Here is a 26,327-nt window from a genome sequence, read left to right as displayed (position 1 = left end):
CAGGGATTTTTTTTAAGGAGAATAGTGATGAGCTTTATGTTGGCACTGCCAAAAATTAGCCTGCATGGCGCCGGCGCGATTGCCGATATGGTGAATCTCGTGGCGAATAAACAATGGGGCAAAGCGCTGATCGTCACCGATGGTCAACTGGTGAAGCTGGGCCTGCTGGATAGCCTGTTTGCCGCACTGGATGAACATCAAATGTCTTACCACCTGTTTGATGAGGTGTTCCCGAATCCGACAGAAGAGCTGGTACAGAAAGGTTTTACGGCATATCAGGGGGCAGAATGTGACTACATTATCGCTTTCGGCGGCGGCAGCCCGATCGATACCGCCAAAGCGGTGAAGATCCTGACCGCCAACCCAGGCCCTTCTACCGCTTACTCCGGCGTGGGCAAAGTGAAAAATGCGGGCGTGCCGCTGGTTGCCATCAATACCACTGCTGGTACAGCAGCAGAGATGACCAGCAACGCGGTCATTATCGACTCTACCCGTAAGGTCAAAGAGGTGATCATCGACCCGAACATCATCCCGGATATCGCCGTGGATGACGCCAGCGTGATGCTGGAAATCCCAGCCTCCGTTACCGCCGCAACCGGCATGGACGCCCTGACTCACGCGGTGGAAGCCTATGTTTCCGTTGGCGCACATCCGCTCACCGACGCCAACGCCCTGGAAGCAATTCGCCTGATCAACCTGTGGCTGCCGAAAGCGGTCGACGATGGTCATAACCTCGAGGCTCGTGAGCAAATGGCGTTTGGTCAGTATCTGGCGGGTATGGCATTCAACAGCGCAGGTCTGGGTCTGGTGCATGCGCTGGCACACCAGCCAGGCGCGACCCATAATCTGCCGCACGGCGTCTGCAATGCCATCCTGCTGCCGATCATCGAAAACTTTAACCGCCCTAACGCCGTGGCGCGTTTTGCCCGAGTGGCGCAGGCGATGGGAGTGGACACCCGCGGGATGAGCGACGAAGCGGCAAGCATGGAGGCCATCACCGCGATTCGTGCCCTGAGCAAGCGTGTAGGTATTCCGGCTGGTTTTAGTTCCCTTGGCGTGACGAAAGAGGATATTGAAGGCTGGCTGGATAAAGCCCTCGCCGATCCATGTGCGCCGTGTAACCCACGCACCGCCAGCCGCGACGAGGTCCGCGAGCTGTATCTGGAGGCGTTATGATCCGCAAGGCCTTTGTGATGCAGGTGAATGCCGACGCGCACGTTGAGTATCAACGTCGGCACAATCCCATCTGGCCAGAACTGGAAGCGGTGCTGAAAGAGCACGGTGCCCATCACTACGCGATTTATCTCGATCAGGAACGCAACCTGCTGTTCGCCACCGTCGAGATTGAGTCAGAAGAGCGCTGGAACGCCGTTGCCAACACCGATGTTTGCCAGCGTTGGTGGAAACATATGCGTGACGTTATGCCCGCCAATCCGGACAACAGCCCGGTCAGCGCTGAGCTAAAAGAAGTGTTTTATCTGCCTTAACCGCTCTGTTTCCTCCCCTGACGGGGGAGGAAACTTTTTCTCCCGTCAGCAGCATTGCGTTCGTTTTGTCATCCACGTCTTTTCCCCACAACCCGGCACCTGCTCAGGCATACCGATGCTGAAAGTCTCCGGCGTCACCAAACTGGAAGAAGGGACGGCATTTAACTACTCGTGTAGCTACAACCGCGCCGACAAGTTCAAAATCAAAAATAACTGGGTGGGGGAAATAAAAGCCTGATGACCAGGCTCTAAGAAAAAAGCGCCTGAATCCAGGCGCCTGAGAACGGAAAATCAGAAGAAGTATTTGAAACGGAGACGCGCGCCGTAACGGTCGTCGTCGTCGGTATAATTCTCCGGATTGCTGTTATCGCTGTTAATCATCGAATAATAAGCGCCGAGATAAATATTAAAGTTCTGCATATCCATCACATTCGGAATTAAATAAGACGCGTGAATGGTATGAATATCGTAAGTGCCCTCATTGTAGAACCAGTCATTATCATCGTGATCGATCAGACCGTTAAATTCGTCGATCTTGTTATGAGCATAGATATAGCCCAGTTCAAAGCGCTTCCACAGAGCGTTGGCCGCCGCCGTAAAATCTTTTTCGTTATCCGCATCGAGATAAGCGGTGTTCAGGTTAAACACCAGGCCATTTTCCGGATCGGCTTTCAGACCGTTCCAGGTCATCGTCATACCGTAACCGGTACGATCGGACTGATCGACAAACTTGCCTGATAGCGGATCGGTATATCCATAGGCGTTATTGATAACGTTCGATTCCATAGCCGCAGAAATCGTCAGCGCATCCACCGGCGTCCAGGCGACAACCGGGCGCAGATAAGCCACGTTTTTCTCCTGCGATATTTCACGACCATGATAGCGGCTATCCTGATACAGCGAGGTGCCATCTTCCAGCAGGGTATTTAACTCGAAATACCAGTTATCGAGCTGTTTGCTCATCAGGAAGCTGCCGCCGGAATCAGAACGGCCACGACCTTCTTTCATCATGTAGATGTAGCCGCTACCGTCATCGTACAAATCGTTGGCGGTATGCCCTGAATGCTCAACAAAGGTATCCTGATTCAGCGGGAACATATCGTAAGCTTCGAAACGACCGACTTTTACTTTCCAGTCATTTTCCTGACCGAAGAAGAAAGCGGCGTCATCAAGATTGACCGAACCCGTCATGTCAGCCAACGGTTGCGCTGAGAAACCGGCGAAATAGCCGTTATCCAGCTTACGCATACCGTCAAAGCCCAGCAGGATACGTCCGTTCAGATCCCAGCGTTCATTGGTTGGGTCGCCCACATTCGAATTAGTTGCCGCCAGCACACCTTTGTTGCTTTCCGCATCCATGTTGAATTCCACGTCGCCGTAGATTTTCAGATCGCCATAGCCGGAGAGCACCAGGTTAGGGGCGGTGGCGTTCTTTTTGGTCTCTTGCGCGGGCGTAGTGCCGTTGACTGGCGTATTCCCCTGAGCAACTTTAATTTCCTGGATCTCCGCAGCCTGCTGTACCTGCAATTGCTGCACCTGATTTTCCGCTTTTGCCGCGCGGTTTTCCGCAGCTTCCAGCCGAGCCTCCAGTTGTTCGAGCCGCTGTTCCAGAGTCATTTTTTGCGTTTTAGCAAAGCCATTATTTGCCACTAATAATAGACCTATTGCTAAAGCTAACGTCGATTTCTTCATTATTTGCTTTCCTTGAAATAAAGATCGTCCAACGTCTTCCGACCGGAAGACGCGCAACATGCAAATCCAAAAAATATTTTTATAGGTAATACGATACCGATGACTGAAATAAATTCAGAACATTAAAACGTGGCACCAGTGCAGGCTAATATTTATTATCATACTGATTTTATTATGTGTAACGTAGATATAAGTAAGAATGTGAGGGATATAACAATAGTGCTGAAATTAACTAAAAATAATAAAAACAATTTTATATGAATAACAATAAAACATAATTAAAAATAATAAAGGCGCGAACGATAATCGCCGCACCTTTATTTAATAAGCGTTCAATTAACTCTGCTCAGAAACCAGAATCGCCTGAGTGTCAGGCTCCAGTGCTTTAAAGATATGCGCTTGATCGGCGGGGTAACAAATATAATCGCCCTCACCTAACTCCTCCGGCGCTTCCGTCAATCCCACCATCGCCTTACCCTGCGTTACGATAATATGTTCAACCGATCCCGGTGGATGCGGTTGTGAAATACGATCCGCGCCCGGCTGCGTCAGCAGCAGATAGATATCCCGCCGCGCACCCGGTGGGCAGGCGGCCAGTAAAATGGCCTGATAGTGGGCCTGCTCAGCCACGACTTTTGTCCCTTCGCCGCGGCGAATCACCTGCGTTTTTTGCTCCTGCGGTTCCAGCAAGCGCGCAAAGGGAATATCTAACGCCACACACAGCGACCAGAGCGTTTCCAGGCTAGGATTTCCATTGCCCGCTTCCAATTGCGAGAGTGTCGATTTTGCAATCCCTGCGCGACGGGCAATCTCCGCCAGCGACAAACCGGTGCGCTGACGTTCACGCACCAGACTTTTCGCGATCATACTGATGGGCTGGGTCATTCACGACTCCATGTTTTTTATATCGAACGAATTGTTCGACTTGTAAAGCCAATTAGTCACGTTCATTATAATGGAAACTCGTTCGATATGGCTAAAACGGTATGAAACATTATTTTTCCAGTCTCAAAGGCGACACGATAAAAGCAATATTTTTAGTCTGTCTGGCCGTCGGTGTAGTCGGCATGTCATACGGCTCGCTGGCGATGGCCTACGGCTTCCCGCTGTGGGTACCGTTTGTACTCTCTATTACTGTGCTGGCGGGCGCGTCCGAGTTTATGTTTATCGGCATTATCGCCAGCGGTGGTAATCCACTGGCGGCTGCGGCTGCCGGTTTACTGGTTAACGCCCGACACGTGCCGTTCGGCGTCACCGTGCGCGATCTGGTAGGCACCCGGGCTGCCAGTTTCCTCGGCTGTCATATTATGAACGACGAAAGCGTGGTCTTTGGCCTGTCGCAAAAAACGCCTGAGCAACGTAAAGCCGCCTACTGGCTGTGCGGTCTGGGCGTCGCAATTTTCTGGCCTGTTGGCACCCTGATCGGCGCAGGCGTCGGCAAACTGCTCCCTGCCCCGGAAACCATCGGTCTGGATGCCGTCTTCCCTGCCATTCTGCTGGCTCTGGTCGTCCCGGCATTCAAAAACCGCACTACGCTGATTCGTGCCTGTAGCGGCGCCACGTTGTCGCTTGCCGCCATTCCCTTTGCGCCGGTCGGTTTACCGGTTTTGCTCTCACTCTTTGGCTTACTGACGAGGAAAAAATAATGGGCAACATGACGCTGTTTATCGTCGGTATCGCCATGTTATCTCTGGGAACGTATTTAATGCGTTTAGGGGGAGCCAAGCTTGGAAGCCGTTTAGCGTTCTCAGAACGCTCGCAGGCGCTGCTTTCCGACGCCGCAACGGTATTACTGTTCTCCGTTGCGCTGGCTACCACCTTTTACGAAGGCGAACACTTTGCCGGAATGGCGCGCGTACTCGGCGTGGCTTTTGCGGTATTTCTCGCCTGGCGTAAGGTGCCGCTGATCGTGGTGATCGTTGCCGCCGCAGTGGTAACCGCGCTGTTACGAATGGTGGGCATACACTAAGAATATAATTACCCTGGCGAAATATTCATCAGGGTAATCACCTGTAGCGTTATGTGTTTTACCCCACAAAACCAGGCGCTAACTCTGTCTCAAATTGTCACTTCTCGCTGACATATTGCTGCTCATCTCTTCACCATCTCACCGTTAAAATCAAATCAAACAGTTTTTAACGGAGTCCCATCATGACAGCCCTTACAGCTAACTGCATTGACCTGAATATTCAGGGGAATAGCGTTTATGCCATCCTCAAGCAACTGGCGAATATGGCGCTTCAAAATGGCTACATCTCTGACCGCAGCGCCTTCCTGCAAACGCTGCTGATACGCGAAAAGCTGCATTCCACCGGCTTTGGTTCGGGCATTGCCGTCCCACACGGTAAAAGCGCCTGTATCACACGCCCCTTCGTCTTGTTCGCGCGCAAATCAGAAAAAGTGGACTGGAAAGCCAGCGACGGCGAGGGCGTTAACTGCTGGATCTGCCTCGGCGTGCCACAAACGGGCGAGGACGATCAGGTCAAAATTATCGGCACCCTGTGCCGCAAAATTATCCATCAAGATTTCATCAACCAACTGAAGCAAGGCGACACCGACCAGGTACTCACCCTGCTCAATCAGACCTTAACCTCATAAGGAAGCGGCTATGGAGTCATCCTTGCGTTTAGTGGCGATTACCAACTGTCCGGCGGGTATCGCCCACACTTATATGGTGGCAGAAGCGCTGGAGCAAAAAGCGCGCTCGCTCAGCCATACGATTAAAGTCGAAACCCAGGGCTCAAGCGGCGTCGAAAACCGACTGACCAGTGAAGAAATTGCCGCTGCCGATTACGTTATTCTGGCTACAGGTCGCGGCCTGAGCGGCGAAGACCGGGCGCGTTTCGCCGGGAAAAAAGTCTATGAAATAGCCATTTCCCAGGCGCTGAAAAATATCGACCTGATTTTTACGCAGTTACCGACTCATTCACAACTTTTTGCCACTGATAGCAGCGTGAAGCTGGGAAAACAGGAGGTCCAGCACGGTAGCGTGATGAGCCACCTGATGGCTGGCGTTTCCGCCGCGCTGCCGTTTGTTATTGGCGGCGGTATTCTGGTCGCCATCGCTAATATGCTGGTGCAGTTCGGTTTGCCCTATGCCGATATGTCGAAAGGTGCGCCGTCGTTCACCTGGGTTGTTGAATCCATCGGCTATCTGGGCTTCACCTTTATGATCCCCATTATGGGGGCATACATCGCGTGGTCGATTGCCGATAAGCCCGCTTTTGCCCCGGCGTTTCTGGTGTGTTACCTGGCGAACGATAAAGGCCTACTCGGCACCCAGTCCGGCGCGGGGTTTCTCGGCGCGGTCGTACTCGGGCTGGCAATTGGCTACTTTGTGCTTTGGTTTCGCAAGGTTCGGCTCGGCAAAGCGTTGCAGCCGCTGCTCGGCTCCATGCTGATTCCGTTTGTCACTTTGTTGGTGTTTGGCGTACTGACTTATTACGTCATCGGCCCGGTGATGTCCGACATCATGGGGGGTCTGCTGCACTTCCTGAACACCATTCCGCCATCAATGAAAATGGGCGCAGCCTTCCTCGTTGGCGCAATGCTGGCATTTGATATGGGCGGGCCAATCAATAAAACGGCCTGGTTCTTCTGCTTCTCACTGCTGGAAAAACATATCTATGACTGGTACGCCATCGTCGGCGTGGTGGCGCTGATGCCGCCCGTCGCGGCAGGTATCGCTACCTATTTAGCGCCAAAACTGTTTACCCAGCAGGAGAAGGCCGCCGCCAGCAGTGCGATTGTGGTGGGTGCCACCGTCGCCACCGAACCGGCAATCCCCTATGCGCTGGCCGCGCCGCTGCCGATGATTACCGCCAATACGCTCTCCGGTGGTATTACCGGCATGCTGGTCATCGCCTTTGGAATCAAACGTCTCGCGCCGGGTTTAGGTATCTTTGATCCGCTGATTGGCCTGATGTCTCCGGTGGGGTCATTTTACCTGGTGCTGGCTATCGGTCTGGCGCTGAACATTTCGTTAATTATCATCCTGAAAGGATTGTGGCTGAAACGTAAAGCCGCGCAGCAGGAGCTTGCCCATGAACATTGAGTTACTTCAGCAGTTATGCGAAGCCAGCGCCGTCAGCGGTGATGAGCAGGAAGTTCGCACTCTTCTCATTAATGCGCTGGATTCCAGCGTCGATGAAATCACTTTTGACGGCCTCGGCAGCTTTGTCGCACGCAAGGGCAACCGTGGGCCGAAGGTTGCCATCGTTGGTCACATGGATGAAGTGGGCTTTATGGTCACGCATATCGACGAAAGCGGCTTTTTGCGCTTCACCACCATTGGCGGTTGGTGGAGCCAGTCGATGCTGAACCACCGGGTCGCCATCCGCACCCGCAAGGGCGTCAAAATCCCTGGCATAATCGGCTCCGTGGCACCGCACGCCTTAACGGAAAAGCAGAAACAGCAACCTCTGACATTTGACGAAATGTTCATCGATATTGGCGCCAACAGCCGCGAAGAAGTAGAAAACCGCGGAATTGCGATCGGTGATTTCGTTAGCCCGGAAGCCAATTTCGCTCGCTGGGGCGAAGATAAGATCGTCGGCAAAGCGCTGGATAATCGCGTCGGCTGCGCCCTGATGACCGAGCTTTTACAAACCGTGGATAACCCTGAAATTACCCTGTACGGCGTGGGCAGCGTGGAAGAAGAAGTGGGTCTACGCGGGGCGCAAACCTCAGCGGAGCATATCAAGCCCGATGTGGTGATCGTGCTGGATACTGCGGTTGCGGGCGATGTGCCCGGAATCGACGGCATTAAATACCCACTCAAGCTTGGCGAGGGCCCAGGGCTGATGCTGTTCGATAAGCGCTATTTCCCTAATCAGCAGTTGGTTGCCACATTAAAAGCGTGTGCAGAAAGCAGCGGCGCGTCATTGCAGTTTTGCATCATGAAAACCGGGGCGACGGACGGTGGACGCTATAACGTTATGGGCGGCGGTCGTCCGGTGGCGGCGCTATGCCTGCCGACGCGCTATCTCCACGCCAACAGCGGCATGATTTCCGCATCGGATTACGACGCGCTGTTTACGCTGGTGCACGAACTGCTCACCTCGCTGTCGACCGAAAAGGTCCGCGCGTTTACTGACTTTCGCCGGGAGAGTTAATGCTTTCGGAACGCCAGTTAAAATTGGTGGATCTTCTTGAACAGCAGCCGTGTTTGCTGGGCGACCTGGCGCGGCAAACTGGCGTTTCAGGCAGAACCATCCTGCGCGATATTGACTACCTCAATTTTACCCTCAGCGGTAAGGCCCGCATTCAGCCCGGTGGCAGTGCGGGCTATCAGTTGGAAATTGTCGACAGACGCGGTTATTTTCAGCTTCTGCAACGCCATGATAATGATGACCGGTTGCTGGCCTTTCTTCTGCTCAATACCTTTACACCGCGTGTACAGCTGGCTTCGGCGCTCAATTTACCTGAAACCTGGGTGGCCGATCGTCTCCCACGGTTGAAGCAGCGCTATGAGCGGGCCTTTTGTCTTGCCAGCCGCCCGGGCGTCGGTCATTTCATTGATGAACCAGAAGAAAAGCGCATTATCCTGTTGGCGAATCTGCTTAAAAAAGATCCCCTCTTAATTCCACTGCCGGGTATTACCCGGGACAATATCGACAGGCTCAATGCAGCATGTGAAAAACTTAATGAATTCCCGCTCATCTCGGGAGAGTACCTGGCAAGTCTGGTGCTGGCCGTCTATGCCCTGCGTAACCAGCTCTCCGGATCATGGCCGGAGTGTCGGTATGTTTCACTGAAAAATGCGGTGGAACAAGGAGGAGTCTACCTGGGCGAGAACGCCTTCAGAACACTGATCGGCCTTCTGGAAATCAGACAACGGCAGGCAATGACAATTTCTGCCGATGCGGTGACCTTGTTGTTAAAAAGCGTTCCCGGCATCGCTGCGTTGAACGTTATCGATACCCAACTGGTTGATAATATTACCGGCCACCTGCTGAGATGCGTCTCTGCCCCGGTTTGGGTACCAGAACATCGCCAGAGCAGTATGCACAACCTGAAGTCGACCTGGCCTGCCGCCTTCGATTTGAGTCTGCGTTTTATTGCCCTGTTGCGTGAAAAACTGGATATCCCACTGTTCGATAGCGACCTCATCGGGCTTTACTTCGCCTGCGCCCTGGAGCGCCATCAAAACGAGCGCCAGCCGGTCATTTTGTTATCCGACCAGAATGCTATCGCCACCATCAACCAACAGGCCATTGAGCGAGATGTTCTGAATTGTCGGGTGATCATTGCGCGAAATACGAGTGAAGTCAGCGCCATCAGTGAAGAAATCACCCCACTGTTAATCATCAACAATAGTCACTATTTACTTGATGAATCTATAAAAAATACCTTAACCATCAAGAATATCATCACCTCTGCGGGTACCGAGCAGATTAAACACTTCCTCGCGACGGCCTTTATCCGCCAGCAGCCCGAACGTTTCTTTTTACAGCCGGGCAGCTTCCATTACGCCAATATGAAGGCCGAAAGCTGGCAGAGTATCATCGGCCGGATCTGCGACCAGCTTGTGGCACAGAGCCATATCACCGAGGACGAAGCGCTGCGCATTTGCGCCCGGGAGCATGAAGGTGAAAACCTGATCGTGAATCGCCTGGCGATTCCTCATTGCTGGAGCGAACAGGAGCGTCGCTTTCGTGGTTTCTTTATTACCCTCGCACACCCTATTCTGGTGAATAACGAACCGGTCAGCCATGTCCTGATCGCCTGTGCCGCCGCCGAGGCGCGGCATGAGCTAAAAATCTTCAGTTATTTATCCAGCGTGCTGAGCAGCCATCCGGCAGAAACTATTGCGGGATTGAAAGACTATAACGCGTTTATCGAATTGCTCAGGCAGTGAATACCGGAAATGAAAAAAGCGCCTCAAGGGCGCTCTTTCGACAGTACTGAGGTATCTTATTTCAGCAGTTCAGCGGTCATGTGCACGCGGTTGCCGGTGTATGCCTGAGTGATTTTATAATCGCTGGCACCTGCACGTTCAGCCTGAGCGGCAATTTTTGCTTCAGCGCTTTCCAGTGTAGAACCGGTTGCGGTAACTGTCTGAGCAGCGAAAGAACCGAAAGAAGTAGCCAGAGCGATAACTGCGACAAAAGTTTTGATGCTTTTCATGATATAAACCCTTTAACTTAGTTGTTTTATTAAGGCACCGTGCCTTGATGTGATAAATAATAGCCATCTCATCGCACAACTAAAAGCGGAAGGATTTGCCAGTCTTATTCAAATTAATTGAACACTGGTTACTCAGTTATCAGACGCTCGGGATGTGTATAAATCGTCGCCCGGCCCGGTTTGCAAAAACCCACCAGCGTCAGGTTACAGCGTTCGGCAACTTCCACAGCGAGCGTTGTCGCCGCAGAAACAGCAAACAGGATTTCCACGCCGCACATTGCCGACTTCTGCACCATCTCGTAGCTGGCGCGGCTGGAGACTAATACCGCGCCCTGCTGCCAGGTTTCCCCTTCGATCGCACGTCGTCCCAGCAGTTTATCCAGCGCAACATGACGTCCAACATCTTCATGCCCGCCCGCCAGATGACCTGACGGCTGTACCCAGGCAGCCGCGTGCGTGCAGCCTGTCAGTTGCCCAACAGGCTGGAAATCAGGGAGATGCCTTAAGGCGTTATCGAGATGCGCCAGATTGAATGTCTGGGTAAACGGCAGCGGCTGGACCGGTTTGCCAATATCATTAAGTTGTTCCACGCCACAAACACCGCAGCCAGTCCGACCGGCCAGTGCGCGACGACGCTCTTTCAGCCCCATAAAGCGCCGGCTGGACAGTTCAACCTGCACTTCTAATCCGTTGCAGGAAGGCACCACGTCCATCCCGTAAATATCTTGCGAGGACTCAATAATGCCTTCAGAAAGTGAAAAACCCATCGCAAAGTGCTCAAGATCTTTCGGTGATGCCATCATCACCACGTGTGAGATCCCGTTGTATACCAGCGCCACAGGCACTTCTTCAGCTACCTCATCTGGCTGAGGATGTTGCAAGTCCTCGCGCTTCCAGAGGGTCAACTGACGAGATCCTGTCGGAGATGTCACATTCTTGATGTTTTCTTGAATAATCTTATTCACTTTCTTTTAACCGTATTGGAACACGCATACCAACATTGTGGTATTCTTTACAAACCCCTCCTGGACGGAGGGAAATTCACCCAATTCTGGACCTTTGCGGTCCCGTCCGCAAAGAAAAATAACAACCACTTCCCTCGCGTTCGCGTTATAGGAAAACGAAGGGAACGTGACAATGTCGAAACAAGGAGCGAACCATGCAGGTCAGCAGAAGGCAGTTCTTTAAGATCTGCGCTGGCGGTATGGCAGGCACCACGGCAGCGGCACTGGGCTTTGCACCCGGCGTAGCGCTAGCGGAAACACGGCAATATAAATTGCTGCGCACCCGCGAAACCCGTAACACCTGCACTTACTGTTCCGTTGGCTGTGGACTGTTAATGTACAGTCTCGGTGACGGAGCAAAAAACGCCAAAGCATCCATCTTCCATATCGAAGGGGACCCGGATCACCCGGTGAACCGTGGCGCACTGTGCCCGAAAGGGGCAGGACTTGTGGACTTCATCCACTCTGAAAGCCGCCTGAAATTCCCGGAATACCGCGCACCTGGCTCTGATAAGTGGCAACAGATTAGCTGGGATGAGGCATTTGACCGCATCGCTAAGCTGATGAAAGAAGACCGCGACGCTAACTACGTTGCACAAAACGCCGAAGGCGTAACCGTTAACCGCTGGCTTTCCACCGGGATGCTGTGTGCTTCCGCTTCCAGTAACGAAACCGGCTATTTAACACAAAAATTCTCCCGCGCGCTTGGTATGCTCGCGGTCGACAACCAGGCACGCGTCTGACACGGACCAACGGTAGCAAGTCTTGCTCCAACATTTGGTCGCGGTGCGATGACCAACCACTGGGTCGACATTAAAAACGCCAACCTCGTTGTGGTGATGGGCGGTAACGCCGCTGAAGCTCACCCGGTCGGGTTCCGCTGGGCGATGGAAGCCAAAATTCACAACGGCGCGAAGCTGATTGTTATCGATCCGCGCTTTACGCGAACCGCGGCGGTGGCTGATTTCTATGCTCCGATTCGTTCCGGTACTGACATTGCTTTCCTGTCAGGCGTTTTGCTGTACCTGCTGAACAACGAAAAATTCAACCGCGAATACACTGAAGCCTATACCAACGCCAGCCTGATCGTGCGTGAGGATTACGGTTTCGAAGATGGCCTGTTTACCGGCTACGACGCGGACAAACGCAAGTATGACAAAACCAGTTGGAACTACGAACTGGATGAAAAAGGCTTCGCCAAACGCGATGTCACCCTGCAACACCCGCGCTGCGTATGGAACCTGCTGAAACAGCACGTCTCCCGCTACACGCCGGACGTCGTAGAAAATATCTGCGGTACGCCAAAGGCCGACTTCCTGAAGGTCTGTGAGTACATCGCAGAAACAAGCCGCCCAGATAAAACCGCGTCGTTCCTGTACGCACTGGGCTGGACGCAACACTCCGTTGGTGCGCAGAACATCCGTACCATGGCGATGATCCAGTTGCTGCTGGGTAATATGGGGATGGCAGGCGGCGGCGTTAACGCCCTGCGCGGACACTCTAACATTCAGGGTCTGACCGACTTAGGTCTGCTGTCACAAAGCCTGCCGGGCTATATGACGCTGCCAAGCGAGAAGCAAACTGACCTGCAAACTTACCTTGCCGCCAACACGCCAAAACCGTTGCTGGAAGGCCAGGTGAACTACTGGGGCAACTACCCGAAATTCTTCGTTTCGATGATGAAAGCCTTCTTTGGCGATAAAGCGACAGCGGAAAACAGCTGGGGCTTCGACTGGCTGCCGAAGTGGGATAAAGGGTACGACGTCCTGCAGTACTTCGAGATGATGAACCAGGGCAAAGTGAATGGCTATATCTGCCAGGGCTTTAACCCGGTCGCATCATTCCCGAATAAAAACAAGGTGGTGGCTTCGCTATCCAAACTGAAGTTCCTGGTCACCATCGACCCGCTCAACACAGAGACCTCCACCTTCTGGCAGAACCACGGTGAGTCGAACGATGTTGACCCGTCGAAAATCCAGACCGAAGTCTTCCGTCTGCCGTCCACCTGCTTCGCCGAAGAGAACGGTTCTATCGTCAACTCCGGTCGCTGGCTGCAGTGGCACTGGAAAGGTGCGGATGCCCCGGGGATTGCCGTTACCGATGGTGAAATCCTCGCCGGTATCTTCCTGCGTCTGCGCAAGATGTATGCCGAACAGGGTGGCGCGAACCCGGAACAGGTACTGAGCATGACCTGGAACTACTCCACCCCACACGAACCGGCTTCGGAAGAAGTGGCGATGGAGAGCAACGGTAAAGCCCTGGCCGACATTACCGACCCGGCCACCGGTGCCGTTATCGTCAAGAAAGGCCAACAGCTTAGCTCGTTCGCCCAACTGCGTGACGACGGTACCACCTCCAGCGGCTGCTGGATTTTTGCCGGTAGCTGGACGCCGGAAGGCAACCAAATGGCACGTCGCGATAACGCCGATCCGTCAGGCCTTGGCAATACGCTGGGCTGGGCATGGGCGTGGCCGCTCAACCGCCGCATTCTGTATAACCGCGCCTCCGCTGACCCGCAGGGGAATCCGTGGGATCCAAAACGTCAGATCCTGAAATGGGACGGGGCGAAATGGAGCGGGATGGATATTCCAGACTACAGTGCCGCCGCGCCGGGCAGCAACGTTGGGCCGTTCATCATGCAGCCGGAAGGGATGGGACGCCTGTTTGCTATCGATAAGATGGCAGAAGGTCCGTTCCCGGAACACTACGAGCCGTTTGAAACGCCGCTGGGGACTAACCCGCTGCACCCGAACGTTATCTCTAACCCTGCCGCACGTATCTTTAAAGGTGACGCGGAAGCACTGGGTAAAGCGGATAAGTTCCCGTACGTCGGTACGACCTACCGTCTGACCGAGCACTTCCACTACTGGACTAAGCATGCGCTGCTTAACGCTATCGCCCAGCCGGAGCAGTTTGTGGAAATTGGCGAGAAGCTGGCGAATAAGCTCGGTATCTCTCATGGCGATACCGTCAAAGTCTCCTCTAACCGTGGCTACATTAAAGCCAAAGCGGTGGTGACCAAACGTATTCGCACGTTGAAGGCCAACGGTCAGGATATCGACACTATCGGAATCCCGATTCACTGGGGCTACGAAGGTGTGGCGAAAAAAGGCTTTATCGCTAACACGTTAACGCCATTCGTCGGTGATGCGAACACGCAGACGCCGGAATTTAAGTCCTTCCTCGTGAACGTGGAAAAGGTGTAACGGAGACGACCTATGGCTTATCAATCGCAAGACATCATTCGTCGTTCCGCCACTAACGGTTTCACCCCCGCACCTCAGGCGCGGGACCATCAGGAAGAGGTGGCGAAGCTTATCGACGTCACCACCTGTATCGGCTGTAAAGCGTGTCAGGTGGCGTGTTCAGAATGGAACGACATCCGTGATGAAGTGGGCAACAACGTTGGGGTGTACGACAACCCGGCTGATTTGACCGCTAAATCCTGGACGGTAATGCGCTTCTCGGAAGTGGAACAAAACGACAAACTGGAGTGGCTAATCCGCAAGGATGGCTGTATGCACTGCGCCGATCCGGGCTGCCTGAAGGCGTGTCCGGCCGAAGGAGCAATCATTCAGTATGCCAACGGTATCGTCGACTTCCAGTCCGAGCAGTGCATCGGCTGTGGCTACTGTATCGCGGGCTGCCCGTTCGACGTGCCGCGCCTCAACCCGGAAGACAACCGCGTTTACAAATGTACGCTGTGCGTTGACCGTGTAGTGGTCGGACAAGAACCAGCCTGCGTGAAAACGTGTCCAACCGGCGCTATTCATTTCGGCACCAAAGAGTCGATGAAAACGCTGGCCGGTGAGCGCGTGGCGGAGCTGAAAACGCGTGGTTACGAAAACGCGGGTCTGTACGATCCGGCAGGCGTTGGCGGTACGCACGTGATGTACGTATTGCACCATGCGGACAAGCCGAATCTGTACCACGGTCTGCCGGAGAACCCGGAAATCAGCGCCACCGTGAAGTTCTGGAAAGGCATCTGGAAACCTCTCGCAGCCGTCGGCTTTGCAGCGACATTTGCGGCCAGTATCTTCCACTACGTCGGCGTAGGCCCGAACCGTGCGGAAGAGGAAGAAGACAATCTGCATGAAGAAAAAGACGAGGTGCGCAAATGAAACGACGTGACACCATCGTGCGCTACACGGCGCCGGAACGCATCAACCACTGGATCACCGCCTTCTGTTTCATTCTGGCGGCAGTGAGCGGGATGGGTTTTCTCTTCCCGTCTTTTAACTGGCTGATGCACATCATGGGCACGCCGCAACTGGCGCGAATTGTGCACCCGTTTGTCGGCGTGATCATGTTTGCCTCGTTTATCATCATGTTTTTCCGTTACTGGCACCACAATCTAATCAATCGGGATGATATCTTTTGGGCGAAGAATATTCGTAAGATTGTCGTCAACGAGGAAGTAGGTGACACGGGACGTTATAACTTCGGCCAGAAATGCGTATTCTGGGCGGCGATTATCTTCCTGGTCCTGTTGCTGGTGAGCGGAGTGGTCATCTGGCGTCCGTATTTTGCGCCTGCTTTCTCAATCCCGGTGATCCGATTCGCGTTAATGCTGCATTCATTTGCCGCAGTAGCGTTAATTGTGGTTATCATGGTGCACATTTACGCCGCCCTTTGGGTGAAAGGCACCATTACCGCGATGGTGGAAGGATGGGTTACCAGCTCATGGGCGAAGAAACATCACCCGCGCTGGTACCGTGAAGTCCGCCAGAAACAGGAAAAGTCATCTGAATGAGTATTCGCATAATCCCGCAAGATGAGCTGGAGAAGAGCGAGAAACGCACGGCGGATATGATTCCGCCGTTATTATTCCCCAGACTCAAAAATTTGTATAACCGCCGCGCTGAACGTCTGCGCGAGCTGGCCGAGAACAACCCGCTGGGTGATTACCTGCGTTTTGCCGCGCTGATCGCTCACGCGCAGGAAGTGGTGTTGTACGACCATCCGCTGCAGATGGATCTGACCGCTCGCATCAAAGAAGCGAACGATCAGGGCAAACCGCCACTGGATATCCACGTTCTGCCACGCGACAAGCACTGGCAAAAACTGCTGCAATCGCTAATTGCTGAGCTGAAGCCGGAAATGAGCGGCCCTGCGTTGGCCGTAATCGAGAATCTGGAAAAAGCCTCGGAGCAGGAGCTGGAACTGATGGCCAGCGCGCTGTTTGCCTCCGATTTCGCCTCCGTCAGCAGCGACAAAGCACCGTTCATTTGGGCTGCCCTGTCGCTCTACTGGGCGCAGATGGCGAGCCTGATCCCCGGCAAAGCCCGTGCGGAATACGGCGAACAGCGTCAGTACTGCCCGGTGTGTGGTTCAATGCCGGTCTCCAGCATGGTGCAAATCGGTACCACTCAGGGGCTGCGCTATTTGCACTGCAACCTGTGCGAAACCGAGTGGCACGTGGTGCGCGTGAAGTGCAGCAACTGCGAGCAGAGCCGTGATTTGAACTACTGGTCGCTGGATAACGAACAGGCGGCAATTAAAGCTGAAAGCTGCGGCGATTGCGGGACTTACCTGAAGATTCTCTATCAGGAAAAAGACCCGAAAGTCGAGGCCGTAGCCGACGATCTCGCTTCACTGATGCTGGACGCACACATGGAGCAAGAGGGCTTTGCCCGCAGCTCCATCAACCCGTTCCTGTTCCCGGGTGAAGGGGAGTAAGTTCTTCGCACTACCGGGCGGCGCAGGTCGCCCGGGTTATAACGTATACGGTGTGACCACGCCGGATATGCCTGCAAAATCCCTGGTATTACGCGTAGCCAGTGTAAGACGATGAATCTGCGCAGTGGCCAAAATGATGGCATCCGGCAATTTCATCCCATATTCCTGCCTGATACTCACGCTTCGTTCAGCAATATCCTGTGAAACACCGATCACATTAAAAGCGCCTAGCGCAACGCGTGTGCGAGATTCCTGATGATATTTTTTTGCGCCCACCATCAACTCCATCCATGTAATGAGGCTGATTGCGTTCTGCGGCGGCCATGTTTCTATCGCTAGTTTTGCTTCACTTCGCCCGCTAAACAGGTCGATGAGGATGTTGGTATCAAAAAGCGCAGATCCTGTGACCATTACCATTCCTCACGGAGTTTACGCTGATAATCAACGCCATCTTCCTCACAACCTTGCCATAGCCCAAGAGCACGTGAAATTGTCGTTTCAGCTTGATCCTGCCTCTCAAGATACTGTTCAACAGCCTCCCGCAAAAGCTCGGCCCGCGGCAGATTACGCTGCACCTTGAGATCATCAAGACGTTTGATCACTTCGTCTGATAAATCGAGTAAAATTCTGCCCATATCCATCCCAGCCATCATACTCACATATACCTCCAGTATATCATTGGCGATTAATTTCCACACAACATACACCCGAGAAAAGCGAGAAAATAGCCTTCACGCGAACGATTTTTACTTTTGCGAGCCGCTTTCCAGAATCGTACACCCGTCACTTTTCCCATTCTCATTCGTGGCTATCCAGGTTATAAAACTGTATATCCATACAGATAAGGAAAATAATAAATGGCACTGGAAAGCGGGATTGCACAGCTGGTTGAGGCATTTATCGCAGCGGGACGCCCTTCTTCGCGCGAGCAAAATATTGATGAACGGAGAGCAGGCTACATTGCCAGCACGGTACTGGCAGGAGAAACTGAAACCCGCGTACAGGTTGAAGATATTGAACTCGATGCAATGACATTTCGCGTTGTTTCGCCGCGGGACGCCACGGGAAATCTCCCCTGCGTTATCTATTATCACGGTGGCTGCTTTGTTAGTGGCGGATTCGCGACGCATGATAACCAGCTAAGGCAGCTCGCCTGGTACAGCGGCTGTCGAGTCATTGCGGTGCAGTATCGCCTTGCACCAGAGCATACTTTCCCGGCTGCACATAACGACGCTGAAACGGGAGCCAATATTATCTGGAAGTATGCCCAGAAACTGGGTGTCGATCGCGGCAGAATTACGCTTGCTGGCGACAGCGCGGGCGGGCATCTGGCGCTGGTCACCGCACTGCGCCTGAAAGCTGCCAATCAATGGCAACCTGCGCAGCTAATGCTGATTTACCCGATGCTGGACGCAACCGCCAGGTTTGAGAGCTACGACCGAAATGGGCAGGATTACATTATCACGCGTGACACGTTGCTTTCGGGCTACGAGATGTATTTGCCGCAAACCGACCTGCGGCATCCCGAAGCCAGCCCTGTCTGGCGTGAAGACTTCAACGGTCTACCGCCCACGCACATCATTACAGCCGAATTCGACCCACTGCGCGATGAGGGTGAGGCCCTGTATCAACGGTTCCTGGAGCAGGGCGTGGAGTGCACCTGCCAACGCTATCTTGGCGTTATCCACGGATTTTTCCAGTTGGCAGGAGTGAGCCAGGCGGCACGAAATGTTATGCGAGATGTGGCCTGGCGCGTCGTAAATCCTGTATCAGGAAGACATGCTTGATTAATCTTTTGTTTTCATCTTGAAAACTTAATTGCCTTGCGTTATTTTGTTTTCAGGTTGAAAACCTTGTAATGGAACTACACCATGCATGTTATCAGCCGAAAACCTTTCAACGAGGCAATACTCCGTTTTCCAAACCACATGGCAGCACTCGTTGATTTGCTGAATATTTTAGAGAAAAAAATGTTCCACACTCCTGAAGAGATGAAGCAGTACATACCTTCACTGGATAATTTTAAATACAGAAATAAATGGTGGGTGATTAATGTTTCAGGTAACTGCTTGAGACTTATTGCCTATATTGATTTCAAACTGCAAAAGGTATTTGTGAAGCATATCGTTCACCATGCCGAGTATGACAGACTAACCACATACTATCGGGGTCAAAAAGAATGAGAACGCATGAAAGCCATCAGATAGACACAGCCAGTGTAAAATTGATGATCGATACCTTTACCGATGCAGTGAAAAAAATCCCCCTGTTAGGCAAAGAACAAAATGAGACAGAGTACCGAAAAGCACTCGCTTTGGTGGAGTTTCTGGTTGATCGTGACGACCTGGAAAACCCGTTGTTTGAGCTGCTTTCAGCTCGGATCCGCGACTACGAAAAACATGCGCCTGAGTTCAGTGCCCTCAACCAACAACTGGAACATACTCCTCATGGCGTTGCGTTACTGCGTACGCTCATGGATCAATATGGTCTCAAAGCAGCAGATCTTGCCAACGAACTTGGTTCAAAATCCAATGTCAGCAACATCTTGAATGGTCGCAGAGCACTGACTGTAAGTCATATTAAAATGCTCGCAGAACGCTTTAACCTTCCGGCAGACGCATTCATCGAGTAAAGAGGATCCCCTCTGACCTACTCTTCCTCATTCCCGCCCTCTTCATATGCGCCAAACGGTTTCGCGGGTAGCACAATGTAGGTACCTTCAAATACGACGCCCGGCGTGTCATCGCCAAACACCCCGACCTGCATCTGAACGCGCGCCTTGCGGCCTCTTGCCAGACGGTCCAAGTCACCGCTCAGCGAGCCCAGATCGGCAATAGCGGTAGGTTTCCCGGTAATTGGCCTGCTGTATCGGATATGCGCGTCGGCGAGGATTATCGTCCCCCCCAGATGACGCTCGCGCAGCATCAGCCAGATAAGCCCCCAGCCCGTTAACGTCGCCAGTGAAAACAGGCTTCCGGCAAACAGCGTATGGTGCGGGTTCTGATTGCCAGTCTCTGGCATCGTAGTAATAAATTTCTGCCCGGTGTACTGCTGAATGCGCACGCCCATTTTCTCACTCAATGGAATATGTTCGTACCAGGCTTGCTGTAGCTGTCCGCACCAGTCCCCGCGATGGAGAATGTCATCCAGCGTTGCGATGGGTTTAATCATCAAAAAATGGCGCACCGGCGTGGTTTGTGGCGTGGTAATTTCGCCCTGACTCACAAACCCCAGTTTGGCGAAAAATTCGACCGCATCTTCACGGGCGCTACAGGTTACGCGCTTTACCCCTTCCTGACGCGCCACAGACTCCAGGGTCATCGCCATCAGCGTGCCCAGCCCTTTCTCCTGCACAGAGGGGTCAACGGCCATAAAGCGTATGGAGGCTTCGTTATCCGCATTGATATACAGACGCCCGACCGCGACCAGATTTCCCTCTTCGTCCACCACCATCTGGTGATGCGCCATCGCGTCCCAGGCATCCCGTTCGGAGCCTTTGGGCTGGTGCAACGGTTTACGCAACATCTCCCAGCGAAACTGGTAGTAACGCTCCAACTCTTCTTCTGTTTGCGGTACTCGAAGGTGATACATAGTCGTATTCTCTCTTGTTGCCCGCGGCCACACCGGTAGCTGGTTCATACTTGTAACCAGAACGTCACGGGGCCATCATTAACCAGTGAAACCTGCATATCCGCAGCGAATCGACCGGTTTGCGTATTCATTTCCTGTTGGCGGCAACGCTCAACAAAGTATTCATACAGCGCTTCAGCCCGCTCGGGCGCAGCGCCTTTCGAAAACCCCGGGCGCATGCCGCGTTCGGTATCTGCCGCCAGCGTGAACTGTGAAACCACCAGCACACTGCCACCTGATTGCTGCACGTTGAGGTTCATTTTTCCTTCGGCATCGCTAAAGATTCGATAGCCGAGTACGCGCTCGCACAGACGGTTCGCTTTCTGTTCGTCATCATCCCTTTCGACACCTAACAGGACTAAAAGTCCTGGGCCAATTTCACCCGTCACCTCGCCCTCCACGGTGACGCTGGCACGGGTTACGCGCTGAATTAATGCAATCATGGTTGATCTGCTTCTTCTTGTTCTGCGGCTTGTTTAAGTTTGCGGTATTCCCCGAGAGTGACAGTTATTTCCGCGCCTAGCAAGACGATACACCACGTCCAGTATACCCAGACAAATAAAATGGGGATCACCGCCAGGACACCGTAAATGAGCTGATACGACGGGAACATCGTGATGTAGAGCGCAAATCCTTTCTTTCCGGCCTCGAACAACACGGCGGCCACAAAGGCGCCAATAACCGCATCACGATTGGGTACGCGCGTAGTCGGTACAATGCTGTAAAGCAGCCAGAACGAGAGCCAGGAAAGCACCAGAGGGAAAATACGCAAGACGTCATCAATCACCGAGTTGAGATCGCTGGCCCAGCGCAATGACAACAAATAAGAGCTGATCGCCAGACTAGCCCCCGCCAGCAGCGGCCCCAGCGTTAATATCATCCAGTAGACGGCGAAAGAGTAAACTTTGGGACGAGTGCGCTTACTGCGCCAGATAGTATTCAGAGCGTTATCAATGGCATACATTAGCAATAACGCCGTGACAATCAGCCCACATGCCCCAACGGCCGTCATTTTGTTCGAGTTGGCGACAAACTGTTCGATATAACGCTGGATGACGTCTCCCGTCGCCGGGATAAAGTTTGCGAAAATAAAATGACGTAGCTGGGCACTGACGTCGGAAAACATCGGAAATGCGGCGAAAAGAGCAAACACAACGGCGATAAGCGGCACTAATGAGAGCAGTGAAACGTAGGCAAGATTCCCTGCCAGCGTCGTCATGTTGTCCTCATCAATCCGCTGCCATAGTAGCTTCAGCCAGGCCCGTACAGGACGCGTATGGTGCCTGGCTTGTTGCTGAACATTTTTTAGCATAACAACTTCGCGAAATAGTCAGGAATGGTCGTTTTATCGACGACCTGGATACTGGTAATCCCTAACCGGTTAGCTCCTTCAATATTATCGGCGTTGTCGTCAAAAAAGACCGCATCTTCCGCAGAAAAACCTTCAGACTGCAGGACATGCTGGTAAATCCGCGCTTCCGGTTTTCGCATGCCCAGATCCTGGGAAAGATAAATATGGTCAGCAGCCTGACGAATTTCAGGATATTCATCCGGCCAAAATGTTGTGTGCAGACGGTTAGTATTCGACAAGACGACCACCCGATGCCCCTGCTCACGCAGCTTATGCATGATGTCGATGACTTCAGGGCGCAATGCCACAAAAACGGCCTGCCAGCCGTGAGAGAACTGCTCGTAACTTAGCGGCAGCGCCATGTCATGACATAGTGCCTCGGCAAAGGCTTCATCCGTTATTTCACCTCGCTCGTGCTGGTGAAAAGCCTCCCCCATGGTGAAACTTTGCTTCAGCGAGGCCAGCGGTACACGGCTCAGATCGCTCCATGTGCCCAACACGCGGTTGAAGTCGATATCGACAATCACATTACCTAAATCAAAGATATAGAGCATGCCCTTCTCCTTATTCGCCGTGGATGAATAACTGTAGCGGGAAAGGAGAAGTTTGACTATGCGAGAGTGATGGCTTCGAACTTATCGAGCCATCATCTGAGGAATTACACGGCCAGAGCATCATCTTGTGAAGGACTCACCTGCACAATTTCAACCTGTTGTGACTGGAGTAAATTATGCAATGCGGGACCTGGGTATTCATCGGTAAACAGCGCGGTCACCTGAGAGACGTTACCAATTTCTACCGCGGCAGAAGCCGTATATTTCGTATGATCCGCTGCCAGCAGAATGTGTCTTGAGTGCGACATCATCGTTTTCACTACGCTGGCTTCATTGACATCAAACTCCAGCAGCGCGCCATCACTTTCGATCGCGCCAACGCTGGTTACCAGGTAATCGGCCCGAAAATCAGCGACAAATGCCGAGGCAGAAGGACCAATGATGCCACTGTTGTGCGGGCGTAACGTTCCCCCCGGCACCATGACTTCAAAACGTGGATTGTTATAAAGAATGTGCGCCACACGCAGACTGTTGGTGATAATGCGCAAATGATTATGGTTTAACAGCGAGCGGGCCACCTGCTCAACGGTGGTGCCAATGGTAATAAACACCGTTGACCCATCGGGAATGTAGTCCGCCACCGCTTCCGCGATGGCTTTTTTCTCCTCCGTCCAGGAGACTTCACGCTGCTCAAACGCCGTATTCACCACGCTGGAGGCTCTGCCCGCGCCACCATGATGACGCGTAATTAATCCCTGCTCGCTGAGTTTACGAATATCACGACGCACGGTCTGCGTGGACACGTCCAGCAGGCTGGCCAGCTCGTCGATATTCATATAACCGCGCTCGCTAATCAGCATAAGCAGTTGATCGTGTCGCGGGTTACCGGTCAGTTCGGTAAGACTCATGAAATTTCCTCGAAAAACCATTGCCCTGGCATTTTATACAAAAAGTGACAGAAAAGATCGGGTTTGATCACAGTCAGGGATTCCGGCCCTTCCTCCCGGACGCGTACATTTTAGCGCAGCAACTCCGCTGGCGAACCTGACGGCCTCTTCCGGGAGGTCGCCGCCGGCCAGGCTAAACGCGAGCGCACCATGGAAAACATCCCCCGCCCCCGTTGTGTCAGCAACGTCGACTTTAAATCCAGATTGATGCTGCAACGTATTATTTTTTATCCAGTCGCAGCCTGCACTGCCCCGCGTTACATACACGTGACCATTTGTGAGCGTTTGTGCTTGTTTCAGTCCGGCTTCAGGATCGTTTATCCCGGTTAAACGCGCCAGACCGGGTTCAGAAAACGCAGCATGATCGCTTAATGCCACCAACTCGCGGATATCTTGTGGCGTTACGTCACCATCCAGTACCGTCATCACTCCCGCCCGACGTGCCAATGTGAACGCCTGCCTGGCCCCTTCGTGCCAGCGAACATCCGCCAACACCACATCCCACTGGGTAAAATCGATCTCATTGAGCCAGTCAGCATCATGCAGTAAATCCGGGCTGGGATAGTTAACGATAATCCTTTCCCCTTGCGCATCAACCATAATTGCCGATTGTGAAGACTTCGCCCCCGCGTAGCGCCGGGAATAGCGGGTATTTACCCCCAGGGACTCCAGCTCCGCCAGCAAGCTATTTCCGGTATCGTCATCGCCCACACGGCCAATAAAGTCCACCTTAGCGCCCAGCTTCGCTGCAGCCACTGCGGCCGTTGCAGCAGGCCCGCCGCCCACTTCCGTATAACGCTTCGCCACATACTTACCTCCTTCAGTCGGTAAACCTTCCACGTAATAGATGCGATCCATCACGGCAATACCTACACAAGCAATACGAATCATGGTCGTTCCTTAGGCGTTTCAAGATGGGATCATTTTAATTTCACAAAATGTTTAAAAAGTGACGGCTGTCAATTTTTTGACCATAAATTACAAATACGATCAAAAATAGACAGAAACAAACGACCTTAAATGACAAAAAATGACATCCACGTCTCAGGAGAACGTTATGGCAGTTATAGCATTTATCGGATTAGGTCAGATGGGTTCACCCATGGCGAGCAACTTGCTGAAGCAGGGTCATCAACTCAGCGTCTTTGACGTTAACCCGGATGCCGTTCAGCGCCTGGTGGAAAAAGGAGCACAGCCTGCCAGTAGCCCGGCTCAGGCAGCACAAGGTGCAGAATTTGTCATCACCATGCTGCCAAACGGCGATCTGGTGCGCAGCGTATTGTTCGGCGAGCAGGGTATTTGCGAAAGCCTCTCCCCGCAGGCGTTAGTAATTGATATGTCGACTATTCACCCACTGCAAACCGATAAACTCATCGCCGATATGCGTGCCAAAGGCTTCGATATGATGGATTGCCCGGTTGGACGCACCTCCGATCACGCCATAGCGGGAACGCTGTTGCTGCTGGCAGGTGGAACGGCACAGCAGGTAGAACGCGCCACACCGGTTCTGATGGCGATGGGTAATGAATTGATCAATGCAGGTGGTCCCGGTATGGGGATCCGCGTGAAGCTCATCAACAACTACATGAGTATCGCGCTAAACGCCCTCTCTGCCGAAGCCGCCGTGTTGTGCGAGGCACTTGGTCTCTCCTTCGATGTGGCTTTGCAAGTCATGAGCGGCACCCCCGCCGGAAAAGGCCACTTTACTACCTCCTGGCCGAACAAAGTGCTGAAAGGCGATCTTTCCCCGGCTTTCATGATCGATTTAGCTCACAAGGATCTTGGCATCGCCCTGGACGTTGCCAACCAATTGCACGTGCCGATGCCGCTCGGCGCCGCTTCCCGCGAAGTTTATAACCAGGCACGCGCCGCTGGCCGTGGCCGGGAAGACTGGACCGCAATACTCGAGCAGGTTCGGGCATCTGCCGGACTGAATTCCCAACTTTGATAAGTAAAAGGACTGAACAATGACCAAGTACACCCTGAAAGATATCACCCGAGCTTCCGGCGGATTTGCCATGCTGGCGGTCGATCAGCGCGAAGCCATGCGCTTAATGTTTGCCGCCGCGGGTGCAAAATCCCCGGTCAATGACAGCGTGCTGACCGATTTCAAAGTCAATGCGGCGAAGATCCTTTCCCCCTATGCCTCCGCCATTCTGGTCGATCAGCAGTTCTGCTACCGCCAGGTTGTAGAGCAAAACGCGGTCGCCAAAAACTGCGCCATGATTGTGGCCGCTGATGAGTTCATTCCGGGTAACGGTATTCCGGTCGATAGCGTGGTGATTGATAAAAAAATCGACCCGCAGACCGTGAAGCAAGATGGTGCCAAGGCCCTCAAACTGCTGGTGCTGTGGCGTAGCGATGAAGATGCCCAACAACGTCTTGATATGGTGGGAGAATTCAATGAATTGTGCCATTCCAATGGCCTGCTGAGCATCATCGAGCCGGTTGTTCGCCCACCACGTCGTGGCGATAAGTTCGATCGTGAACAGGCCATTATCGATGCCGCGAAAGAACTGGGTGATAGCGGTGCCGATCTCTACAAGGTCGAAATGCCTCTGTACGGCAAAGGAACCCAACAAGAGCTGCTTAGCGCCTCTCAGCGCCTGAATGAAAACATCAACATGCCGTGGGTCATTCTCTCCTCCGGTGTGGATGAAAAACTGTTCCCACGCGCGGTCAGCGTAGCAATGACCGCTGGCGCATCCGGCTTCCTGGCCGGACGTGCGGTCTGGTCATCCGTGGTTGGCCTGCCGGATACCGAACTGATGCTGCGTGATGTTTCCGCACCTAAGTTGCAGCGTCTGGGCGATATCGTCGATGAAATGATGGCCCGGCGCTAAGAGGATCTCAGA

At 53.1% G+C, this 26,327-nt stretch carries 30 protein-coding genes; 18 read left to right on the top strand and 12 right to left on the bottom strand.

From position 1 onward, the window contains the following. Nucleotides 1-27: 27 nt before the first annotated feature. From fucO to N0B36_RS20015, 3 genes are all read left to right on the top strand, one after another. On the top strand, nt 28-1,176 hold the full coding sequence (fucO, locus tag N0B36_RS20025; RefSeq protein WP_259688895.1) for a lactaldehyde reductase: 1,149 nt from the start codon (nt 28-30) through the stop codon (nt 1,174-1,176). After that, entirely contained in the window at nt 1,173-1,487 is a 315-nt protein-coding gene (rhaM, locus tag N0B36_RS20020; RefSeq protein WP_103767188.1) for an L-rhamnose mutarotase, read from the top strand. The genes fucO and rhaM overlap by 4 nt, the downstream gene beginning before the upstream one ends. Nucleotides 1,488-1,602: 115 nt before the next feature. Beyond that, a complete protein-coding gene (locus N0B36_RS20015; RefSeq protein ID WP_259688894.1) occupies nt 1,603-1,725 on the top strand; it encodes a hypothetical protein in 123 nt (40 codons plus the stop codon). A 53-nt stretch (nt 1,726-1,778) separates the two neighbouring features. Here N0B36_RS20015 and N0B36_RS20010 read toward each other — a convergent pair whose 3' ends face one another. After that, nucleotides 1,779-3,179 (bottom strand): carbohydrate porin, encoded by a 1,401-nt coding sequence (locus N0B36_RS20010; protein ID WP_259688893.1) that lies wholly within the window; start codon nt 3,177-3,179, stop codon nt 1,779-1,781. Between the two features lie 336 nt (nt 3,180-3,515). Further along, a complete protein-coding gene (locus N0B36_RS20005; RefSeq protein ID WP_016155192.1) occupies nt 3,516-4,064 on the bottom strand; it encodes a helix-turn-helix domain-containing protein in 549 nt (182 codons plus the stop codon). Nucleotides 4,065-4,165: 101 nt separating this feature from the next. Between N0B36_RS20005 and N0B36_RS20000 the strand changes: the two genes are divergently transcribed. The 6 genes from N0B36_RS20000 (at nt 4,166) to N0B36_RS19975 (ending at nt 10,038) form a co-directional block, all read left to right on the top strand. Next, nucleotides 4,166-4,825 (top strand): AzlC family ABC transporter permease, encoded by a 660-nt coding sequence (locus tag N0B36_RS20000; protein ID WP_016155191.1) that lies wholly within the window; start codon nt 4,166-4,168, stop codon nt 4,823-4,825. After that, nucleotides 4,825-5,148, top strand: coding sequence for an AzlD domain-containing protein (locus tag N0B36_RS19995; protein ID WP_259688892.1), 324 nt, complete (start codon nt 4,825-4,827; stop codon nt 5,146-5,148). The genes N0B36_RS20000 and N0B36_RS19995 overlap by 1 nt, the downstream gene beginning before the upstream one ends. A gap of 182 nt (nt 5,149-5,330) precedes the next feature. Beyond that, nucleotides 5,331-5,777, top strand: a complete 447-nt coding sequence (locus N0B36_RS19990) for a PTS fructose transporter subunit IIA (protein ID WP_259688891.1) — start codon at nt 5,331-5,333, stop codon at nt 5,775-5,777. A gap of 10 nt (nt 5,778-5,787) precedes the next feature. After that, nucleotides 5,788-7,233, top strand: a complete 1,446-nt coding sequence (locus tag N0B36_RS19985) for a PTS fructose-like transporter subunit IIBC (RefSeq protein ID WP_016155188.1) — start codon at nt 5,788-5,790, stop codon at nt 7,231-7,233. Further along, nucleotides 7,223-8,293, top strand: coding sequence for an aminopeptidase (locus N0B36_RS19980; RefSeq protein ID WP_259688890.1), 1,071 nt, complete (start codon nt 7,223-7,225; stop codon nt 8,291-8,293). Before N0B36_RS19985 ends, N0B36_RS19980 begins: the two co-directional genes overlap by 11 nt. After that, nucleotides 8,293-10,038: a putative frv operon regulatory protein gene (locus tag N0B36_RS19975; protein WP_259688889.1), complete on the top strand. Its 1,746-nt coding sequence runs from the start codon at nt 8,293-8,295 to the stop codon at nt 10,036-10,038. Before N0B36_RS19980 ends, N0B36_RS19975 begins: the two co-directional genes overlap by 1 nt. A 56-nt stretch (nt 10,039-10,094) precedes the next feature. On the opposite strand, the gene N0B36_RS19970 is transcribed toward N0B36_RS19975, so the two are convergent. Beyond that, nucleotides 10,095-10,307 (bottom strand): DUF1471 domain-containing protein, encoded by a 213-nt coding sequence (locus N0B36_RS19970; protein ID WP_003825262.1) that lies wholly within the window; start codon nt 10,305-10,307, stop codon nt 10,095-10,097. 128 nt (nt 10,308-10,435) lie between these two features. Beyond that, the gene (gene fdhD / locus N0B36_RS19965; protein ID WP_049040549.1) at nt 10,436-11,272 is read right to left on the bottom strand and encodes a formate dehydrogenase accessory sulfurtransferase FdhD; all 837 of its coding nucleotides are present in this window, start codon (nt 11,270-11,272) and stop codon (nt 10,436-10,438) included. 194 nt (nt 11,273-11,466) lie between these two features. On the opposite strand from fdhD, the gene fdnG reads away from it, so the two are divergent. The 4 genes from fdnG to fdhE are packed head-to-tail and all read left to right on the top strand — an operon-like array spanning nt 11,467 to nt 16,990. Then, on the top strand, nt 11,467-14,517 hold the full coding sequence (gene fdnG / locus N0B36_RS19960; protein ID WP_087121869.1) for a formate dehydrogenase-N subunit alpha: 3,051 nt from the start codon (nt 11,467-11,469) through the stop codon (nt 14,515-14,517). 12 nt (nt 14,518-14,529) lie between these two features. Continuing rightward, complete coding sequence (gene fdoH / locus N0B36_RS19955) at nt 14,530-15,432, top strand: formate dehydrogenase O subunit beta (RefSeq protein ID WP_003028691.1); 903 nt, start codon at nt 14,530-14,532, stop codon at nt 15,430-15,432. Beyond that, nucleotides 15,429-16,064: a formate dehydrogenase cytochrome b556 subunit gene (fdoI, locus tag N0B36_RS19950; protein WP_003028686.1), complete on the top strand. Its 636-nt coding sequence runs from the start codon at nt 15,429-15,431 to the stop codon at nt 16,062-16,064. The genes fdoH and fdoI overlap by 4 nt, the downstream gene beginning before the upstream one ends. After that, the gene (gene fdhE / locus N0B36_RS19945) at nt 16,061-16,990 is read left to right on the top strand and encodes a formate dehydrogenase accessory protein FdhE (RefSeq protein WP_003028685.1); all 930 of its coding nucleotides are present in this window, start codon (nt 16,061-16,063) and stop codon (nt 16,988-16,990) included. The genes fdoI and fdhE overlap by 4 nt, the downstream gene beginning before the upstream one ends. Before the next feature lie 36 nt (nt 16,991-17,026). Here fdhE and N0B36_RS19940 read toward each other — a convergent pair whose 3' ends face one another. Further along, on the bottom strand, nt 17,027-17,401 hold the full coding sequence (locus N0B36_RS19940; protein WP_216403623.1) for a type II toxin-antitoxin system VapC family toxin: 375 nt from the start codon (nt 17,399-17,401) through the stop codon (nt 17,027-17,029). Next, nucleotides 17,401-17,643: a CopG family transcriptional regulator gene (locus N0B36_RS19935; RefSeq protein WP_016155181.1), complete on the bottom strand. Its 243-nt coding sequence runs from the start codon at nt 17,641-17,643 to the stop codon at nt 17,401-17,403. The genes N0B36_RS19940 and N0B36_RS19935 overlap by 1 nt, the downstream gene beginning before the upstream one ends. A 204-nt stretch (nt 17,644-17,847) precedes the next feature. On the opposite strand from N0B36_RS19935, the gene N0B36_RS19930 reads away from it, so the two are divergent. The 3 genes from N0B36_RS19930 to N0B36_RS19920 all read left to right on the top strand — a co-directional run bounded on the left by N0B36_RS19930 (nt 17,848) and on the right by N0B36_RS19920 (nt 19,622). Further along, nucleotides 17,848-18,777, top strand: coding sequence for an alpha/beta hydrolase (locus tag N0B36_RS19930; protein WP_259688888.1), 930 nt, complete (start codon nt 17,848-17,850; stop codon nt 18,775-18,777). Between the two features lie 84 nt (nt 18,778-18,861). Next, entirely contained in the window at nt 18,862-19,173 is a 312-nt protein-coding gene (locus N0B36_RS19925; protein ID WP_216403621.1) for a type II toxin-antitoxin system HigB family toxin, read from the top strand. Next, nucleotides 19,170-19,622, top strand: coding sequence for a type II toxin-antitoxin system HigA family antitoxin (locus N0B36_RS19920; RefSeq protein WP_141876133.1), 453 nt, complete (start codon nt 19,170-19,172; stop codon nt 19,620-19,622). Before N0B36_RS19925 ends, N0B36_RS19920 begins: the two co-directional genes overlap by 4 nt. A 17-nt stretch (nt 19,623-19,639) precedes the next feature. On the opposite strand, the gene fabY is transcribed toward N0B36_RS19920, so the two are convergent. From fabY to N0B36_RS19890, 6 genes are all read right to left on the bottom strand, one after another. Further along, entirely contained in the window at nt 19,640-20,581 is a 942-nt protein-coding gene (gene fabY, locus N0B36_RS19915) for a fatty acid biosynthesis protein FabY (RefSeq protein ID WP_003825286.1), read from the bottom strand. Between the two features lie 44 nt (nt 20,582-20,625). After that, nucleotides 20,626-21,063, bottom strand: coding sequence for a D-aminoacyl-tRNA deacylase (gene dtd, locus N0B36_RS19910; protein WP_003028671.1), 438 nt, complete (start codon nt 21,061-21,063; stop codon nt 20,626-20,628). Continuing rightward, nucleotides 21,060-21,932 carry a virulence factor BrkB family protein gene (locus N0B36_RS19905; RefSeq protein WP_019077938.1) on the bottom strand — a complete coding sequence of 291 codons (873 nt, stop codon included), beginning with the start codon at nt 21,930-21,932 and terminating at the stop codon, nt 21,060-21,062. The genes dtd and N0B36_RS19905 overlap by 4 nt, the downstream gene beginning before the upstream one ends. Next, entirely contained in the window at nt 21,926-22,525 is a 600-nt protein-coding gene (gene yihX, locus N0B36_RS19900; protein WP_016155174.1) for a glucose-1-phosphatase, read from the bottom strand. Before yihX ends, N0B36_RS19905 begins: the two co-directional genes overlap by 7 nt. A 104-nt stretch (nt 22,526-22,629) precedes the next feature. Further along, nucleotides 22,630-23,433 carry a DeoR/GlpR family DNA-binding transcription regulator gene (locus tag N0B36_RS19895; protein ID WP_016155173.1) on the bottom strand — a complete coding sequence of 268 codons (804 nt, stop codon included), beginning with the start codon at nt 23,431-23,433 and terminating at the stop codon, nt 22,630-22,632. A gap of 33 nt (nt 23,434-23,466) precedes the next feature. Further along, complete coding sequence (locus N0B36_RS19890) at nt 23,467-24,363, bottom strand: sugar kinase (protein WP_259688887.1); 897 nt, start codon at nt 24,361-24,363, stop codon at nt 23,467-23,469. A gap of 166 nt (nt 24,364-24,529) precedes the next feature. On the opposite strand from N0B36_RS19890, the gene yihU reads away from it, so the two are divergent. Further along, entirely contained in the window at nt 24,530-25,420 is an 891-nt protein-coding gene (gene yihU, locus N0B36_RS19885; protein WP_259688886.1) for a sulfolactaldehyde 3-reductase, read from the top strand. 19 nt (nt 25,421-25,439) lie between these two features. Beyond that, nucleotides 25,440-26,315 carry a sulfofructosephosphate aldolase gene (yihT, locus tag N0B36_RS19880; RefSeq protein ID WP_016155170.1) on the top strand — a complete coding sequence of 292 codons (876 nt, stop codon included), beginning with the start codon at nt 25,440-25,442 and terminating at the stop codon, nt 26,313-26,315. Nucleotides 26,316-26,327 lie beyond the last annotated feature (12 nt).

The organism is Citrobacter sp. XY323 (assembly GCF_025106035.1).
GTDB classification, from domain to species: Bacteria; Pseudomonadota; Gammaproteobacteria; order Enterobacterales; family Enterobacteriaceae; genus Citrobacter; species Citrobacter braakii.
Note: the sequence above shows the minus strand (reverse complement) of the source record. Positions and strands in the feature narration are given on the sequence as shown.